At 75.2% G+C, this 16684-nt stretch carries 11 protein-coding genes; 5 read left to right on the top strand and 6 right to left on the bottom strand.

Annotated features, from left to right (window positions below):
• Window positions 1-47: 47 nt before the first annotated feature.
• The 4 genes from AC3EVP_RS22850 to AC3EVP_RS22835 all read right to left on the bottom strand — a co-directional run bounded on the left by AC3EVP_RS22850 (window position 48) and on the right by AC3EVP_RS22835 (window position 10299).
• Entirely contained in the window at window positions 48-4049 is a 4002-nt protein-coding gene (locus tag AC3EVP_RS22850) for a carboxypeptidase regulatory-like domain-containing protein (RefSeq protein ID WP_435132455.1), read from the bottom strand.
• A 266-nt stretch (window positions 4050-4315) separates the two neighbouring features.
• On the bottom strand, window positions 4316-7405 hold the full coding sequence (locus AC3EVP_RS22845) for a helix-turn-helix transcriptional regulator (RefSeq protein ID WP_435132452.1): 3090 nt from the start codon (window positions 7403-7405) through the stop codon (window positions 4316-4318).
• A 109-nt stretch (window positions 7406-7514) separates the two neighbouring features.
• The gene (gene proP / locus AC3EVP_RS22840; protein ID WP_435132450.1) at window positions 7515-9215 is read right to left on the bottom strand and encodes a glycine betaine/L-proline transporter ProP; all 1701 of its coding nucleotides are present in this window, start codon (window positions 9213-9215) and stop codon (window positions 7515-7517) included.
• Between the two features lie 274 nt (window positions 9216-9489).
• Complete coding sequence (locus tag AC3EVP_RS22835) at window positions 9490-10299, bottom strand: siderophore-interacting protein (protein ID WP_435132447.1); 810 nt, start codon at window positions 10297-10299, stop codon at window positions 9490-9492.
• 24 nt (window positions 10300-10323) lie between these two features.
• On the opposite strand from AC3EVP_RS22835, the gene AC3EVP_RS22830 reads away from it, so the two are divergent.
• From AC3EVP_RS22830 to AC3EVP_RS22815, 4 genes are read left to right on the top strand one after another with little or no spacing between them, the layout of a single operon-like run.
• Window positions 10324-11394, top strand: a complete 1071-nt coding sequence (locus AC3EVP_RS22830) for a FecCD family ABC transporter permease (protein ID WP_435132444.1) — start codon at window positions 10324-10326, stop codon at window positions 11392-11394.
• Entirely contained in the window at window positions 11391-12491 is a 1101-nt protein-coding gene (locus AC3EVP_RS22825) for a FecCD family ABC transporter permease (RefSeq protein ID WP_435132441.1), read from the top strand. Before AC3EVP_RS22830 ends, AC3EVP_RS22825 begins: the two co-directional genes overlap by 4 nt.
• Window positions 12488-13330 carry an ABC transporter ATP-binding protein gene (locus tag AC3EVP_RS22820; RefSeq protein WP_435132438.1) on the top strand — a complete coding sequence of 281 codons (843 nt, stop codon included), beginning with the start codon at window positions 12488-12490 and terminating at the stop codon, window positions 13328-13330. Before AC3EVP_RS22825 ends, AC3EVP_RS22820 begins: the two co-directional genes overlap by 4 nt.
• Before the next feature lie 17 nt (window positions 13331-13347).
• Complete coding sequence (locus AC3EVP_RS22815) at window positions 13348-14352, top strand: ABC transporter substrate-binding protein (protein ID WP_335979236.1); 1005 nt, start codon at window positions 13348-13350, stop codon at window positions 14350-14352.
• Between the two features lie 83 nt (window positions 14353-14435).
• On the opposite strand, the gene AC3EVP_RS22810 is transcribed toward AC3EVP_RS22815, so the two are convergent.
• Window positions 14436-15509, bottom strand: coding sequence for a BUD32 family EKC/KEOPS complex subunit (locus AC3EVP_RS22810; RefSeq protein WP_435132435.1), 1074 nt, complete (start codon window positions 15507-15509; stop codon window positions 14436-14438).
• A gap of 234 nt (window positions 15510-15743) precedes the next feature.
• On the opposite strand from AC3EVP_RS22810, the gene AC3EVP_RS22805 reads away from it, so the two are divergent.
• Window positions 15744-16226: a Fic family protein gene (locus tag AC3EVP_RS22805; RefSeq protein WP_435132432.1), complete on the top strand. Its 483-nt coding sequence runs from the start codon at window positions 15744-15746 to the stop codon at window positions 16224-16226.
• On the opposite strand, the gene AC3EVP_RS22800 is transcribed toward AC3EVP_RS22805, so the two are convergent.
• Window positions 16223-16645 (bottom strand): hypothetical protein, encoded by a 423-nt coding sequence (locus tag AC3EVP_RS22800; protein WP_435132429.1) that lies wholly within the window; start codon window positions 16643-16645, stop codon window positions 16223-16225. The genes AC3EVP_RS22805 and AC3EVP_RS22800 overlap by 4 nt on opposite strands.
• Window positions 16646-16684 lie beyond the last annotated feature (39 nt).

Here is a 16684-nt window from a genome sequence, read left to right as displayed (position 1 = left end):
CGGCGCGCCCCGGGTGGGGCGCGCCGCCGTGGTGTGCGGGGGAGGGGTCAGCCCTTCCCCCCGCCGTGGCCCTTCGACGGCTTGACCGTCAGCGTCACCGGCACCGCGGGCACGTGGTACGGCGTGTCCGAGGTGGCGGGCAACTCGGCGTCATACACACCGGTCTTGGTGATCCCGCCGGCCGCCGAGGCGGTGAGCGTGACCGTCACGGTGGCGTGCTGCCCCGGGCGGAGCGTGAGCGTGCGGCGGCTCTCGCGCAGCCAGCGCACGTCCGTGGCGCCGGTCGGGCCGTAGCCCGGCAGCACCTCGACGTTCGACAGCGGCGAGGCGACCTGGGTCGAGCCGCCGATCTTGTACAGGCCGGGCGCCGCTCCGGCGCCGTAGGTCGCGGTGGGGGCGTTGGGCAGGCTGCTCCACCGGTTCGTGGCCGGGTCGTAGGCGTAGCCCTTGTTGGTGGCGGCGCCTGCGCTGATGCCGGTGGTCAGGACGAACTGCCCGGCCGCGACGGTGCCGGCGGTGGCGGACATCGCGGAGGGCAGGTCGGCGATGGCCGTCCAGGCGTTCTTCGCCGGGTCGTAGGAGTAGGCGTGGGACACGTCGGCGTCGTCGTTGCTGCCGCCGGCGCAGTAGAGCGTGCCGGACAGGGCGCCGCAGGAGACGGCGCCGATCGGCTCGGGGTAGTCCGCGGCCGCCGACCAGGAGTCGGTGGCCGGGTCGTAGACCTGTACCTCGGTGCCGGCGCAGTGGCCGCCGCCGCAGCCGCCGACCACGTACAGCTTGCCGTCCAGCACGCCGCTGCCGCTGCTGGCGTACGCGATGGGCACGCTCGCGCCGGTGGACCAGGTGTCGGTGGCGGGGTCGTAGATCTCCAGCTTGGCGTCGGGCTGGTAGTCGGACCCCCAGCCGCCGGTGGCGTAGAGCTTGCCGTCGATGAAGCCGTAGGCGGGCGACTCGCGGGTGTCGGCGGCGGACGCGCGCTGCGTCCAGGTGCCGGTGGCCGGGTCCATGGACCACATGGCGGCGGTGTCCGACCAGCCGTCGTAGCCGAACGCGGAGTAGATCGTGCCGCCGTCGGCCGCCACCGCGTTGTCCATGATGGTCGTCGGGTAGGCGGTGCCGCTCTGCCATGTCCCGCCGGTGCCCGCGTCCGCCGCGGTGCCGGTGGAAGTGCCGGTGGAGGTGCCGGTCTTCGCGGGGCCCGCCTGGGCCTTCGCGGAGCGGGTCGGGGTGTAGTCGGTCCTGGTCTCCTTCAGGGGGGTCCCGGCGCCGGTCACCTCGGTGTCGCCCGGCTGCTCGGCCAGGCGCAGCGTGGCGGGGGCGGTGCCGGTGTTGGTGACCGTCAGGCGCTGCGTGGTGGTGCCGCCGAGCTTCGTGGCGGCGTCGACGCGGCCGGGTGTGACGGTGAGCCGGCCGGCCTTGAGCGTGTAGTCCTGCCGGACCGTGCGGTCCGCGGCGATCCGGACCGCGGCGGAGGAACTGGTGTAGCCGCCCTTGGCCGCGGTGACCTGGTGCGTGCCGGTGCGCGGCGCGAACAGGTGGTACAGGCCGCCGCCGACGGCCGGGTCGTCCGGAGTGGCGGCCGAGACCGCCTTCGTGGCGGCGCCGGGTACGTCAAGGGCCGCGCCGGTCACCGCGGAGCCGTCGTTGGCGTCCCGGACGGTGCCGACGACCAGCCCGCCGGGTACGGCCTGCGGGGTGCGCTCGCCGACCTGGACGTCGTCCAGCTCCCAGTACATGTCGGCGCTGCCGTAGTAGGTCATCTGGAACCGGACCCTGAGCGAGGACGCGCCGGCGTAGGAGGTCAGCGGGATGTCGACCGTCGAGCCGGCGCCCAGTGAGCCCGTGCCGACCCAGAGGAGGTTCCAGGTGCTGCCGCCGTCGGTGGAGGCGGAGATGATCGGGACCGCCCCGGACTGCTGCTGGAAGGCGGTGCCGAAGTCCAGCTCGGGCGCGGACATCCTGCTCAGGTCGTAGGAGGCGCTGTCCAGCGTGCCGGTGATGTACGCGGGGGACGTCGACGCCTTGGCGTCCGCGACGGCGAACGCGCCGTCACCGCCGGTGAGGTTGCCGCGCCCCGCCGGGTCGTCGAACTCCCAGCCGGCGGTGGCGTACGGCGACGTGCTCGCGGCGCTCCACCCGTCGGGTGCGGCGGTGGTCGAGTCGAACGCCTCGACGGGCGCGGTGTCCTCGATCCGGTAGCCCGGGGTGGAACCGGCGTTCGGGTCGACGGGGACGGCCACGTCCGCCTTCTGGTCGGACTTCCCGACCGTGACGGTCTTCGCCACCGCCTGGTAGCCGGTGTACTCGGGGGTGATGTGCAGCGTGTAGGAGGCGCCCTCGGGCAGCTTCAGCGCGTAGGCGCCGGTGACCGGGTCGGTGAAGGTGCTCAGCGCGGTGCCGTCCACGGTGAGCTTCGCGTACAGCGGCCAGCCGTGCCCGGAGCCGTCGGTGACCTTGCCGGAGACGGTGTGGGAGCCGACGGCCTTGAGCGCGAAGTCGCGGGTGACGGTCGCGTTGTCGTCGACGCTCACGTCCGTGTCGCCGCCCGGGGCGTAGCCGAACGCCGTGACGGTGATGCCGTGGCTGCCGGCGGGCACGGTCACCTGGTAGCCGCCGTCGGTGCCGGTGGTCGCGGAGAACCCGTCCACCGCCACCCGGGCGCCCGCCAGGGCCTTGCCGGTGGCGGCGTCGGTCACGGTGCCCTCGACCTCGCCGTGCGGCCCGCTGCGGAAGGCCGACAGGCCGTTCGGCGTACCCAGCCCGGTCGGGCCGTCGTAGCCGGCGCCGGCGGTGCACAGCACGGCCGGGGAGCAACTGCCGTTGCTGCCGCTGGTCACGTCGTTGAGGCCCGAGCCGCTGGCGAGGTACGGGTAGGAGTTGGGGTAGCTGCCCGCGACCGGGGTGCCGGCGTCGGCGTAGACGCCCGCGATGATCGGCGACGCGGCGCTGGTGCCGCCGAAGACGTTCCAGCCGCTGCCGCCGTAGGTCTGGTAGACCGCCACGCCCGTGACCGGGTCGGCCACCGCGGACACGTCCGCGACCGCGCGCTTGTCGCAGCCGGTGCCGGACTGGAAGGAGGGCTTCGGCTCGTAGAGCGAGCAGCCGGAGCCGGGGCCGCCGTAGGAGTTGTTCCACACCGACTCGGTCCAGCCGCGCGGGCTGCCGCTGTCGCGGGTCAGCGCGGTGCCGCCGACGGAGGTGACGTACTGCGAAGACGCCGGGTAGCTCACGCCGTACTTCGAGTCGCCCGAGGAGGCGACGACGGCCACGCCCGGGTGGTCGTAGTGCGCGTCCTCCTCGGTCGTCTCGGTCGCCGACTCGCCGCTCCCGGCCGTGGTGTCGTAGCCGGTGCCGTAGGAGTTGGAGACGTACTTCGCGCCGAGCGCCACCGCGGTGTCCACCGCCGCGCCCAGCGCCTCGATGTCGGCGCTGTCCGCCTCCACCAGCAGGATCTTCGCGGCCGGGGCGACCGCGGAGACCATGTCGAGGTCGAGGGATATCTCCGAGGCCCAACCGGCGTTCGCCGCCGGGTAGTCGGTGCCGCCGCGCTGGTCGGCCTTGGTGAAGCAGCCGTCGGCGGAGGTGCACGCGGGCAGGCCGTACTGCGCCCGGTACACCGACAGGTCCGCCTCGGCGCTGGGGTCGTCGTAGGCGTCGACGATGGCGACGGTCTGGCCGGCGCCTCCGTCGGCGGGCAGGTTGTAGGCGCTGGTCAGGTCGCTCGGGCCGTAGCCGGAGGGGGTGGCGACGAGCGGCTGCACGCCCTTGGCGGCTTTGACGTCGGTGCGGCGCAGCGCGAAGCAGGCGAACTGGCCCTTCGCGGCCTCGCCGCAGCTGCGCTGGTAGGCCGCGTCGCTGCCGGTCGCCGCCGCGGCGGTCCGTGCGGTCGCATTGGTGGAGGCGGTGGGGGTGGTGGCGGTGGCCGGGGCCGCGGCGGCGTGCGCCTGGGCCGGGAGGCCCAGCAGCGTGAGCGCGAGGGCTCCGAGCCCGGCGACGGCGGCGGCTGCTCTTCGCCGTACGGTGGCGCCGGTCGTGGTGGCGGTGGGCAAAGCTCGACTCCTGTGGATGAGGGCACAGGTCGCCTGAGGTGCGGGATCAGGGGCGACGGCGACGGGGGTGGTCACCGAGACCCCATTGGCCGCCCGGGCACCGGAAGTTGTCAACGCACCGGCTCCCGGCGCGGCCGTTGTTTAGGTCATCCGACCTAACGGTGGTGCCCGGGTGACGCCTGCGGACCGGCCGGTGATCTCCTCAACGCGACGCTCCCGCAGGCCCGTTGACCGCTGTCGAACCGGGGGTGCGGGCGGGGCGCGACTCAGGCGGGGTCCGCGCCGGGCGGCCCGGCCGCCGCGGCCTTCCCCGTCGACCGCACCGCGAGGGCCGTGCGCGTGGTCACGCCGTACTTGCGCATCGCGGAGTTCACCTGCGCGGCGATCGTCTTCGGCGATCGCGAAAGGGCCTGCGCGATCTGCCGGTTGGTGAGCCCGCGCACGACCAGCCGGACCACCTCCTGCTCGCGCGGCGACAGCAGACCGCCGTAACCGCGGCGCCCGGTACGCCGTTTCGCACTCCGCTCGCCGGACGCGGCCCCGGACGCGGCCCCGGACGCGGCCAGCGTGCGCGCCACCCGCGCCGCGTCATGGCGCGCACCGAGCGCGCCGAACTCCTCTGCCACGGTGTGCAGTTCACGCACCGCGGCGCCCGGCTGCCCCGCGGCGAGCAGCCAGCGGGCGGCGCGCTCGCGGGCCTGCGCCGCGTCATAGGGGCGCGGCAGCGCCTGCCACGCTTCGGCCGCCGCCCGCCAGCTCGCGGCCGACCCCGCGGCGCGCTCGGGCGCGCCGGACAGGTCGGGCGGCTCGGCGAGCAGCGCCCGGCAGCAGGCCAGCGCCGCGGTCAGCACCGGCACCGACCGCCCGGCGGCGCCCTGCGCGAACGCCTCGGCCAGCGCCTCGGCCTCCGCGCGGCGGCCGGTGGCCAGCAGCGCCCCGAGGTGCGGCGGGAGCAGGTCCGCGGCCCACAGCCACAGCCCCTTGCGGGTCATCCGCCGCACCGGCTCACCGGTGACGGCCAGCACCAGTGCCGGATCGGCGGTGAGCCGGGCCAGCGCCCCGGCCGCCTCGGCGACCGTCTCGGCCGCGCCGCGCTGCCGGCTCTCCGCCAGCAGCGTACGCAGCGCCCGGACGCTCTCGGCGTCCGGCCCCGAGCGGGCTGCCCGCAGCATCGCGCCGACCAGCTGCGCGTCGATCCGGATCATCGGCTCGCCCACCGCCGCCCACTGCGACAGCCGCCGGTCCAGGCCCTCCCAGGCCCCGGTGCGCCAGTCCAGATGGTCCCTGGTGGCGGCGGCCATGTCGTGCAGGCCCTGGTAGCCGTGCCGCTCGGCGCAGTCGACCGCGAGGTCCAGATGCTGCCGGGCCTGCTCGTACAGCCCCCAGTACAGGCCCTGGCTGCCGGCGTTGAGATGGAGGCGGGCGTGCTGCCGGGCGGCCTGCGGCGTCGACTCGTCGCCGTCGTGCTGCTGCGCCAGCTCCCAGCCGCTCTGCTCGCCGAGGTTGAGCAGCGCGGTCACGTGGTTGACGTGCAGGACGCGCTGCTGGTCCGCCGTGACCGCGCCGAGCGCCGCGACGGAGTGGGCGCGCCTGAGCCACCGCAGATGGGTGGAGACCGGCCACGACGCGTGCAGCGGGATACCGAGCATCGTCATCCCGTACGCCACCGCGTAGCCGCCCTCGGCGAGGTCGGGGATGGCGAGCTCGAACTCGGCCGCGCCCTGGGCGTGTTCGCCGACGTCCAGCAGCAGCCGGCCGAGCTGCGCGCGGATCGCCGCCCGCTCGCGCGGCACGAGCTGCCCGCTCCCGGACCCCGCGGCCAGCGCCGCGCGCAGCGTCCGGACGATCCCGCCGCGCTCGGTCGCGCCCGTCGCGGTCTGGAGCGGCAGCTTCGCGGTGAGCGCGGCCAGGTCGGTGACGGGCAGCGCGGGGCGGGTGATCAGGGCGTGCAGCAGGGTGACGGCGGCGGCGTGGTCGCCCGCGGCCAGCGCGGCGTCGGCGGCCTGCCGGGCGTACGCAGCCCAGCGCTCGACGTCCCCGGCCAGCTGGAAGTGGCGGGCGATACCGGTCAGCGGGCGCGGCGCGGTGGCCGCCAGGGCCTCGGCGGCCCTGCGGTGCGCGGCGCCGCGCTCGGGGGCGGTCGCTTGCGCGTAGACGGTCCTGGCCGCCAGGGCGTGCCGGAAGCCGATCAGGGGCGGGCCGGCCTGGTGCGGCGCGGCGCCGACGCGGCCGGCAGCGGCGGGGAAGGCGTCGTCGAGGAGCCCGGCGGCCAGGGCTCGGCCGACCGCCGCGGGCCAGTCCGCCGCGGGCAGTCCGCTGACGGCGGCCAGGACCTGCGCGTCGGCCGGTTCACCCAGGACGGCCGCGGCCAGCAGCACCCGCCGCGCGTCCGCGTCCAGCCGGGCGGCGCGCTCGCGCACCGCGTCACCGATCGCGGCCGGCACCTCGATCTCGCGGCGGCCGCGGCGCGCCCACTGCCCGCCGCGCAGCACCAGGTCGCGCCGTTCGCGCAGCAGCCGCACGCACTCCGCCAGCGCCAGCGGCACCCCCTCGGTCCAGCCGTACAGGGCCCGCGCGAGACCGGGCGACACCCGCTCCCCGCCGAGCATCGAGGACACCAGCGCGGCGGCGTCCGCCTCCGGCAGGCCGCCGAGTACGACCCGGGCCCGGCCCCCGTCCTCCGGCGGGCGGGCGGTCAGCCGCAACAGCGGCGAAGCCGCGGGCACTTCGCCCGGGCACCAGGTCAGCACCACACTCACCCGCCGCGGCCGGGCCGCCAGGAGGTGCACCAGGAAGTCCAGCGTGCCCGCATCGGCCCGGTGCGCGTCCTGCACCACCAGCGTCCGCACCTCCAGCCGGTCCAGCAGCTCCGCGAGCGCCCGCAGCCGCTGGTGCGCCGCGGCGCCGGGGTCCACCAGGCCGGGCGGCACGGGCGGCAGATCACGCGCCCACTCCGGGAACAGCGGCCGCAGCGCCGCCCCCACCGCGGACAGTCCTGCGCCGCGGACACCGGGCGCGGCCTGCCGCAGGGCGTCCACCACCGGCGCCAGCGTGAAATGCCCGGCGTACGGCGGGCACCGCACGTACAGCGTGCCGATCGGGGCCCGGCCGCACTCCGTCTCGGCACCGGCCGCCCGTACCGCCTCCCGTACCAGGCGGCTCTTGCCGATGCCCGCCTCGCCCTCGACCACGACGAACGCGGGCGGGTGCGCCAACGCCTCGGTGAGCTGCGCGAGTTCGGCCGCGCGCCCGACGAACCGGGGCCGCCGCAGGCCCCCGCCCTGCTCCCCGGGTACGGCCGGCTCCCCGGGCGTCTCCACGCCCACCCCCGCGCCTGCGCCCGCGTCCGCCCCCACGCCCACCCGCCTCCTGTCCCCCCGCCGCTCCCCGCTCCCCGCTGCCTCGACCGACCGGCCGATTCTCGTGCACCGGCGCGCACCCGCGCCAGCAGGGCAGGCCCGGCGCTCAGCCGCGGCCGCGGCCGCGGAGCCTGATCCACATGTCCCGCGCCTGCCGCCCCGCGGCCGTACGGCTGCGTGCCACCAGCCGCCGGGCCTGCCCGGGGGTCTCGGCCATCGCCCGCGAGCCCGGCAGCGGCTTGCCCGCGGTCTCGCGCAGGAACAGCGTGGAGACGAAGCCGATCACCCCGGCGACCATCAGGTAGTACGCCGGGATCATGTTGTTGCCGGTCGCCTCGACTAGCGCGGAGGCGAACAGCGGGGTGGTGCCGCCGAAGAGCGAGACGGAGATGTTGAACGCGATGGACAGCGCGCCGTAGCGCATGCGGGTCGGGAACAGGGCGGGCAGCGTGGCCGCGGAGGTGCCCGCGAAGGTCACCAGCAGCAGGCCGAGCACCGCGCAGCCGACCGCCGGCAGCGCGATCCCGCCCTGCCGGATCAGCAGGAACGCCGGCGCCGACAGGGCGACCAGCGCGATGCTGCCGGTCATGAACAGCGGCCTGCGCCCCCAGCGGTCCGAGCCGCGGCCGACCGCGGTGATCGTCAGGACCACCAGCAGCATCGTGGCCAGCACCATCAACTGCGCGGTGGTGGACCCGAAGTCGAGGGTGGAGGTCATGTACGTCGGCAGGTAGGAGGTGACCATGTAGTTGGTGACGTTGTACAGCAGCACCAGCCCCATGCAGATCAGCACCGCCTGCCAGTGGTCGGTGAAGATCTCCTTCAGCCGTCCGCCGCCGGACTGCCGCGCCTGCTCCACCGGGCTGTCCTCGCCCGGCGCCGCGTGCGCCGCCTGCTCGACCTCCTCCTTGAACGCGGGCGTGTCCTCCAGCTTCAGCCGCATGTACAGGCCGGTCACGCCCAGCGGCCCGGCGACCCAGAACGGAATCCGCCACGCCCAGTGCTCCAGGCCGTCCGACCCCGCGGTGAGCGTCAGCACGGTGACCAGGCCCGAGCCGAGCGAGTAGCCGATGAAGGTGCCGAAGTCGAGCCAACTGCCGAGGAAGCCGCGGCGCTTGTCGGGCGCGTACTCGGCGATGTACGTGGTCGCGCCCGCGTACTCGCCGCCGGTGGAGAAGCCCTGCACCAGCCGGCACACCAGCAGGAGCAGCGGCGCCAGCAGCCCGGCGGAGGAGTAGCTGGGCAGCACGCCGACCGCGAAGGTGCTCGCGGCCATCATGATCATGGTGATCGCCAGTACCCGCTGCCGTCCGATCCGGTCGCCGAGCGGGCCGAACACCAGCCCGCCCAGCGGCCGGACGAGGAAGGCGGCGGCGAAGGTGGCGAAGGTGGACACCACCTGCGTCCCGGGGCTGCTGGCGGGGAAGAACACCTTGCCGAGGGTGTCGGCGAGGTAGGCGTAGACGCCGAAGTCGAACCACTCCATGGTGTTGCCGAGCGCGGCCGCGGTCACCGCCAGCCGCACCTTCGGCAGGTCCGCGACGGCCACGTCCGACGGGCTCAGCGGGTGCTTGCGGCGGCGCAGCAGCGTGCGGTAGAGCTGGTCGACCCGCTGGGCGGACCGTTTCTCCGGGTTGCTCTGTGCCCGCTCCCGGGCGCGCTCGCGGGAGGTCTCCAAGTCCCGTTCGCCGCCTGCCGGGCGGGCCTGCTCGCGGCGCCGCTCGCGCTGGCGCTGCTGCTGCCGCTGCCTGCGTTCCTGCCGCCGGGCCCGTTCGGGTCCGCCCGGTCGCCTTCGGCGCGCGTCCATACCGTCGCCCTTCTCCGGGCGGTCGGCCCGGGTCGGGGGCCGGCGCGGGCGTCCGTCGCGCCAGGTCGTGCCCTGTTCCTTCCTATCGGCCCGGCCGCCCGCACCGGCTCAGGCGCAACCGCCGTTCACCCCAGGAGAGGAGGGCCGAACGGTCAGCGACCGGGCCCGCCGCGGGCCCGCCGCCCTCGCCGGTCGTCCGGTTGTCGAGTCGTCCGGTCGCCCGTTCGTCCGGTCATCCAGGAGCCGACCGTGCGCGGCGGCGCTCCCGCGGGCGTCAGTGCTGCTCGGACTTCCAGAAGCCGGAGAAGGTGATGCGGTCCTTCGGCATGCCCGCGCGGTGCAGGTGGCGGCGGCCCTCGGTGGCGAGCGTCTGCTCGCCGACGACGAAGGCGTACCCGTCCGGGTCGATGTCCCGGTGGGCGCGCAGGGCGGCCAGCGCGGCGCTGCCGGGCGCGGTGCCCGGGTCGGTGCGCGGTATCCACTCGACGCGTACGCCGGGCGGGCCGGCCAGGGTGCGGCGGTCGCCGTCGGTGGGCACCTCCTGGAAGACCCGGCCGACGGTGTCGGGCGCCAGCGAGCGCAGGATGCCGGCGACCGCGGGCAGGCCGGACTCGTCGGCGACCAGCAGCACGCTGGAGGCGTCGGCGGGCGGGTCGAACAGGATGCCCTGGTCGATCAGTGCGAGCTCTTCGCCGTGCCCGGTCGAGCAGGCCCAGATGGCGACGGTGCCGGCCAACTCGCCGTCCGGGCCGCGGTGCACCACCACGTCGATGTCCAACTCGCCGTCCTCGGCGCGGAAGTCGGCGACCGTGTAGTTGGCGCAGTGCGGCCGCACCTCGTCGGGCATGGCGAGGTAGGGCTGCCACCACTTCTCGCCGCCCGCCTCCGGCACGTGGAAGCGCTCCTGGTGCGGGTGGCGCAGGAACAGCCGGAACCAGTGGTCGTAGCCGCGCCAGGGGAAGTCCCGCAGCTCGTCGCCGCGTACGGTCACGCGCTGCATGTTCGGGGTCAGGCGCGTGGTCGACACGACCGAGGCACGGAACAGCTGGGATTCACGGGTGAGGGTGCGTGCGCGAGTGCTCATGAAGGTAAGGCTAAGCTAACTTTCGTGATCGTAGCTACGGAGCCGGCCGAGCCGCCGCAGCGGACCCGCCGGCCGTTCCCGTCCCCGTCCCTGTCCCGGTTCCGTGCCGCCGGTGGGAGATCCCTCGGCGCGCTGGCCGTGGCCGTGGCCGCCGTGTGCGTCGCGAGCCTTCTGCTGGGCAGCAATCCGCTCACCCCCGCAGCGGTGCTGCACGGACTGCTCCACCCCGGCTCCGGCACCGACGCCGCCGTCGTCTACGGCTCGCGGGTGCCGCGTACGGTCATCGGCCTGATCGCCGGGGTCTGCCTGGGCGTGGCGGGCAGCGTCATGCAGGGCCACACCCGCAACCCCCTGGCCGACCCCGGCCTGTTCGGCGTCTCGGCCGGCGCCGGGCTCGCCGTCGTCCTCGGCATCGTGGTGCTGGGCCTGTCCGGCCCGGCCGCGTCGGTGGGCCTGGCGCTGGCCGGCGCCCTCCTGGCGAGCCTGGCCGCCTTCGCGATCACCGTCGCCGGCAGCGCCACCGCGAACCCGGTGCCGCTGGCCATCGCCGGCACCGCGGTCTCCGCGCTGCTCGGCGCGATCACGTCCTTCCTGACCCTCGCCGACCGCGACAGCCTGCGCGCCTACCAGCTGTGGGTGGTCGGCTCGCTGTCCGGCCGCCAACTCCACGACGTGTGGGCCACGCTGCCCTTCGCCGCCGCCGGGCTGCTGCTCGCCGCGCTCAACACCCGTGCCCTGGACAACCTCGCCGAGGGGGAGGACCTCGCGCGCGGCCTCGGCGAGAACCTGCTCGTCGCCCGCGGCACCGGCCTGGCCGCGATCACCCTGCTCACCGCCGCCGCCACGGCCGCCGCCGGCCCGATCGCCTTCGTCGGCCTGGTCGTTCCGCACCTGGCCCGTGCGCTGGTCGGCGCCGGACACCGGCTGCTGCTGCCCGCCGCGGCCCTCGTCGGCTGTCTGGTCGTCCTGGTCGCGGACATCGCCGGCCGCGAGATCGGCGGCGCCTCCGAGGTCCAGGTCGGCATCATGCTCGCCGTCGTCGGCGGGCCGTTCTTCGTCGTGGTCGCCCGCCGCCGCTCGCTGGTCAGCCTGTGACCGCCGTACAGCCCGCCGCACCCGCGGGAGTTGCCGGGGCCGCGGGGCGGCACGGCGTCCTGGTCGGGCCGTTCGGGTTCGCGTGGCGGCCGCGGGTGCTGGCGGCCACGGCCGCGGCCGCGCTGCTCGCCCTCGCGCTGGTGGTGACCGCGATCGCGGTCGGCGGGGCGCAGGTGTCGGTGCCCGACATCCTGCGGACGCTGGCCGGGCGGGGCGACAGCTTCGACCGGCTCATCGTGGTCACCCTGCGGCTGCCGCGGGTGCTCACCGGCGCGCTGGTGGGCCTGGCGCTGGGCGTGGCAGGGGCGTTGATGCAGACGGTCACCCGCAACCCGCTGGCCACGCCCGACGTCGTCGGGGTGTCGTCGGGGGCGTCGCTGGGCGCGGTCGCGGCCGTGGTGCTCGGCGGCGGCGGGGAGAGCGTCGGCGGGACGCTGCTGGGCGCGGGCATGCCGGCCACCGCGGCGCTGGGCGCGGTCGCGGCCGCGGCCGTGGTGTACGGACTGGGGTGGCGCGGCGGCGGTGTGGAGGGCTACCGCCTGGTGCTGGTGGGCATCGGGGTGGCGGCGATGCTCGACGCCGGCACCAGCTATCTGCTGGTGCGCGCCCGCGTCACCCAGGCGACGGCCGCCTCGCAGTGGTTGGTCGGCTCGCTGTCCGGCGCGTCGTGGGACGGGGTGCGGCCGCTGCTGGCCGCGGTGGCCGTGCTGGTGCCGCTCGCGCTCGCCGGGTCGGCCGCGCTGGCCGTCTCGCACCTGGGGGACGGCATCGCGCGGGGCGTCGGACTGCCGGTCCAACTGCACCGCGCGGTCGTGGTCGGCCTGACCGTGCTGCTCACGGCGGCCGCGGTCGCGGCGGCCGGCCCGGTGGGGTTCGTCGCGTTCGTGGCGCCCCAGATCGCGGTGCGCGCGGCCGGGACCGCGCGCCCGCCGCTGCTGCTGTCCGGGCTGACCGGCACCTGCCTGGTGCTGCTGGCCGACACGCTCGCGCGCACGGTCTTCCCGTGGGACGTGCCGGTCGGGATCGTCACGACCGTGGTCGGCGCGCCGTACCTGATCTGGCTGCTGGTCAGACACCGCAAGGAGATGACGGCATGACCGCCGCACCCGTACCCGAGTCCGTACCCGTATCCGGGGCCGGCGGCGCCGTACCCGTGCTCCAGGCCCGCGGTGTGTGCCTGGGCTACGACGGGCGCACCGTGCTCCAGGGCGTGGACCTGGACATCGAGGCCGGCACCGTCACCACGCTGGTCGGGGCGAACGGCTGCGGCAAGTCCACCCTGCTCAAGGCGTTCGGGCGGCTGCTGGCCCCGCGCACGGGCACGATCCTGCTGGACGGCGAGCCCCTGCGCACGTACCGCTCGCGCGCGGTGGCGCGCCGGTTGGCGATCCTGCCGCAGAGCCCGGTGGCCCCGGCCGGCACGAGCGTACGGGACCTGGTGATGCGCGGCCGCAACCCGCACCAGAGCTGGGCCCGGCCGTGGACGCCCGCGGACGACGCGGTGGTGACGCGGGTGCTGGCCGACACCGGGCTCGCCGAGGTGGCCGACCGGGCGGTGACGGAGCTGTCGGGCGGTCAGCGGCAGCGCGCCTGGATCGCCCTGGTGCTCGCGCAGGAGGCGCCGACCCTGCTGCTGGACGAGCCGACGACCTACCTCGACCTCGCGCACCAGCTGGAGGTGCTGCGACTGGTGCGGCGGACCAACCGCGTGTCGGGCACCACCGTCGTGATGGTGCTGCACGACCTGGGGCTGGCGGCCCGCTACTCCGACCGGCTGGTGGCCCTCGGCGAAGGGGGCGTGCTCGCCGACGGGAAGCCGGCCGAGGTGCTGCGACCGGAGCTGCTGCGGCGGGCGTTCGGGCTGCGCGCGCGGGTGGTGCCCGACCCGGTGACCGGCACTCCGCTGGTGCTGCCGGAGGAGGACGAGGAAGGTTAGGCTAACCTAAGCTCACTATGTCGAACCTTCCACGCCTCCGCCTGCTCCCGCTCCTCGCCCTGGCTCTGATCGCCGCTCTGGCCGCCTGCTCCTCGTCGAACTCCGGCGCGGACAGCGCCGCGTCGGCGTCCTCCCAGCGCTGGACCTTCACCGACGACCTCGGCAAGACCGTCACCCTCGACCACGCGCCGCAGCGCGTGGCGGGCATGAACGACGAGATCGTCCCCCTCATGCACTACGGCATCGAGCCCGTCGCCGCCTGGGGCTACGCCACGTTCAAGGCCGACGCCCGCTTCGACGGGCTCGACACCTCCGGCGTCCAGCAGGTCGGATCGGTCGCCGGCGAGATCGACGTCGAGAAGCTCGCGGCGGCCCGCCCCGACGTCATCGTCTCCGAGGCATACCCGACCGACGAGAAGGGCACGATCGACACCACCCAGCCCGACTACGGCTTCAAGGACCTCGCCCAGCAGAAGCAGGTCGAGGCGATCGCCCCTGTCATCACGATCCTGATCGGCGGCGACGGCGCCGACGTCGTGGCGCACACCACCAAGCTCGCCACCGCGCTCGGCGCCGACGCCGCGACGGTCGCCAAGGCCAAGGCCACCTATGACGCGGCCTCGGACCGGCTGCGGAAGGCCGCCGCGGCGCACCCGGTCACCGTCGCGGCGATCTACGCCGACAGCGACGGCATCAACGCCGCCAAGTACCAGGACGACCCGGCGCTGCGGCTCTACTCCGACCTCGGCGTGAAGTTCTTCGCGCCCGAGCCCGAGGGCTTCTACTGGGCCGACTACAGCTGGGAGAACGCCGGCCAGGTCGGCGGCGACCTCTGGCTGCTGGAGCAGGACGGCTACGACCGGGCCCAGTTGGCCAAGCAGCCGACCGTCAAGCAGAGCCCGGCGCTGGCCGCGGGCCAGGTCCACCCGTGGCTGTCGGCGACGCTCGACTACGTCTCCCAGGCGGGCTACATGAACCAGCTCGCCGGGTGGATCGACGCCGCGAAGCCGGTCACCGGCTGACCGTTAGGCGGCCGGACCGACGGACCGACGGACCGACGGCCCGACAGCCTGGCTCGGGCGGTCGGTGTGGGCGGGGCGCCTCCTCAGCGTGCCGACGGTACGTCGCCCATGGCGCGCCGGACCTCGGCTGCGGGGAAGGGGGTGGCTTTGCTCTGCGCGATCAGGCGGCGGTGGAAGTCGTCCAGGACGATCGCGTGCCGGGCGTGGCGGCTGATGACCGCGCCGAGGTCGGCCGGCACACCGGGCGGCCGGCGGCCCGCGACCCATGCGCGCAGGAAGGCGCCGTGGTCGGCGCCGCCGCGCACGCCGTCGGGCAGGTGATGGCGCAGCAGGTGGCCCGGTGCGTAGCTGCGGTCGTAGACGAGGTGGTCGGCGAGGAAGGCGTGCTCCTCCGCCGACAGTTCGAAGTCGCGGCTCAAGGCCAGCCCGAAGTCGGCGAAGTAGACCCGCCGGCCGTCGGTGAGCAGGTTGGAGAAGTGCGCGTCGAAGTGGACCAGCCCGCGCGCGCTCATGAACTCCGTTCCCCGGCGCAGTTCCTCCTCCACCCACAGGTAGGGCGAGCGGACCTCCTTCTCCTGCCCGGCCCGTGCCTCGCCCAGCCACGCGCCCAGCGTCCTCGGCACATGCTCCAGGAAGAGCACCAGGCTGGCGGACGACCCCCCGATCGCTTCCAGGCGGTTGCGCACCGCCGGCGAGCCGTCCCAGTGCGCCACCGCCCCCGCCACGCCCCCGAACTCGTCGGCGAAGCCGGTGGGGGGAGCGTCCGGCAGCACCCGCCAGTGATACAGCAGCGGGAACCCCGCGTACGCGTCCCCCAGCACCCAACCGGTCGTCATGATGTGCGTCGCCAGCTCGCGCCAGGCGCCGAAACCGGCCGACCCGACGCCGTACTGGTAGAAGAGCGGAAGGCCGAAGACGTTGGCGGTGGACCGCACATGCGCCGGCCGCAACTCGAGGTCCGTCAACGGGACCCGCTTGACGAAGACCCGCCTCCCCTCCACCTCCATCTCCGCCGACCTGCCGCCGATGCCGGAACCCAGGCCCGGCGCGGCGGCTACCGCCTCCCCCAGCCGCCGGTCGCTCCACAGCGACAGCCGCGCACCCACCTCCGCGTAGGCGGCCACCCGCGCGGACCGCCCTGACCCGATCACACCCACGAGCACCTCCCGAACGACACCCCGACCGACCGCGGCCGATCATGGCAGACCGACGGACGCGACCGGTCAGTTGGTCGGTCGGTCGGTCGAAGAGCCGACGGGCCCGGGCGATCACCGACTCCGGGCCCTCGCGCGGAGCGCCGTCCGCCGAGCCGACACCAGCGCCCGCCCCCTGCCCGCCTCCGCGGCCGACGCGGGCGGGGCCGACGCGACGCCGAGGGGGCCGCACGGGTCATGGCAGCCCTTGACGCGGCTTTCGCCGATGCGCGGCAGGGCGTTCCGCTGAGCTTCGCGCTCCTGGCGGGGTGGCAGCGGACCGTGCTGGGCCGCCAGTCCGTCGGGTTCCGTCCGGCACCCGCCTTCGCGAAGGGCGGGCAGGAGCGCTACGGCCTCGCCCCCGGCACACGGACGCGCTTCGAGCGCTGCCTGTCCGAGAGCACGCACGCGGATCTGCCGCTGCCCGCACGCGCGGCCCGTGCCTACCTCGACGTCCTCTTCTTCCATCCGTTCGAGGACGGCAACGCCCGTGCCGCCATGCTGGCGTTGGCCTTCCTCCTGGCACGGGAAGGCGTCTTCCTCCGGGATGCCCGTCCGGTGGCGGTCATGCGCTGGGCCGACGACGCCGAGGGAGCGGCCGACCTCGCGGTGCTGCTCGGCATCCTGACCACCGCGGCGGAGCGAAAGCGTTCTCACGGGGCGCCGGACACGGGCGGCTAGAGCGCGTAGTCGCCGGCCAGGGTGTCCCAGGGAAGGGTGTGGAGGGCGGGATCGGCGTGCTCGGGGGACGGGGTCGGCTGGAACCAGGCCACGGTGAGGGTGGAGCGGTGCAGGACCGGGTCGAGTACGGGGGAGACCACCGTCGAGTCGAAGACGCCGATGCACGTCACGGAGGGCAGCACCTCGACCGGGCCGAAGGGGCCGGCGGGACTGTCCGGGTAGCTGCGGGTGGGGGGCAGGAGGTGGACCGGCGCGGAGGGGAAGGCGGCTTCGGCCCGACGTCGAAGGCGCCTGACCGTACGGTCGTTGAAGAGTTTGCTCGGGTAGCCCTCCAGCACCCCCGCGTAGGTCGAGGACATGCGCAGCTCGGTGAGGTCGATCGAGCGACCGGACGAGAGGACCATGCGGCTCAGGGGCATGACGACACCCTATGCGCAGGACCGGGAGGGGCCCGGGCG

Source organism: Actinacidiphila sp. bgisy144, assembly GCF_057708105.1.
Note: the sequence above shows the minus strand (reverse complement) of the source record. Positions and strands in the feature narration are given on the sequence as shown.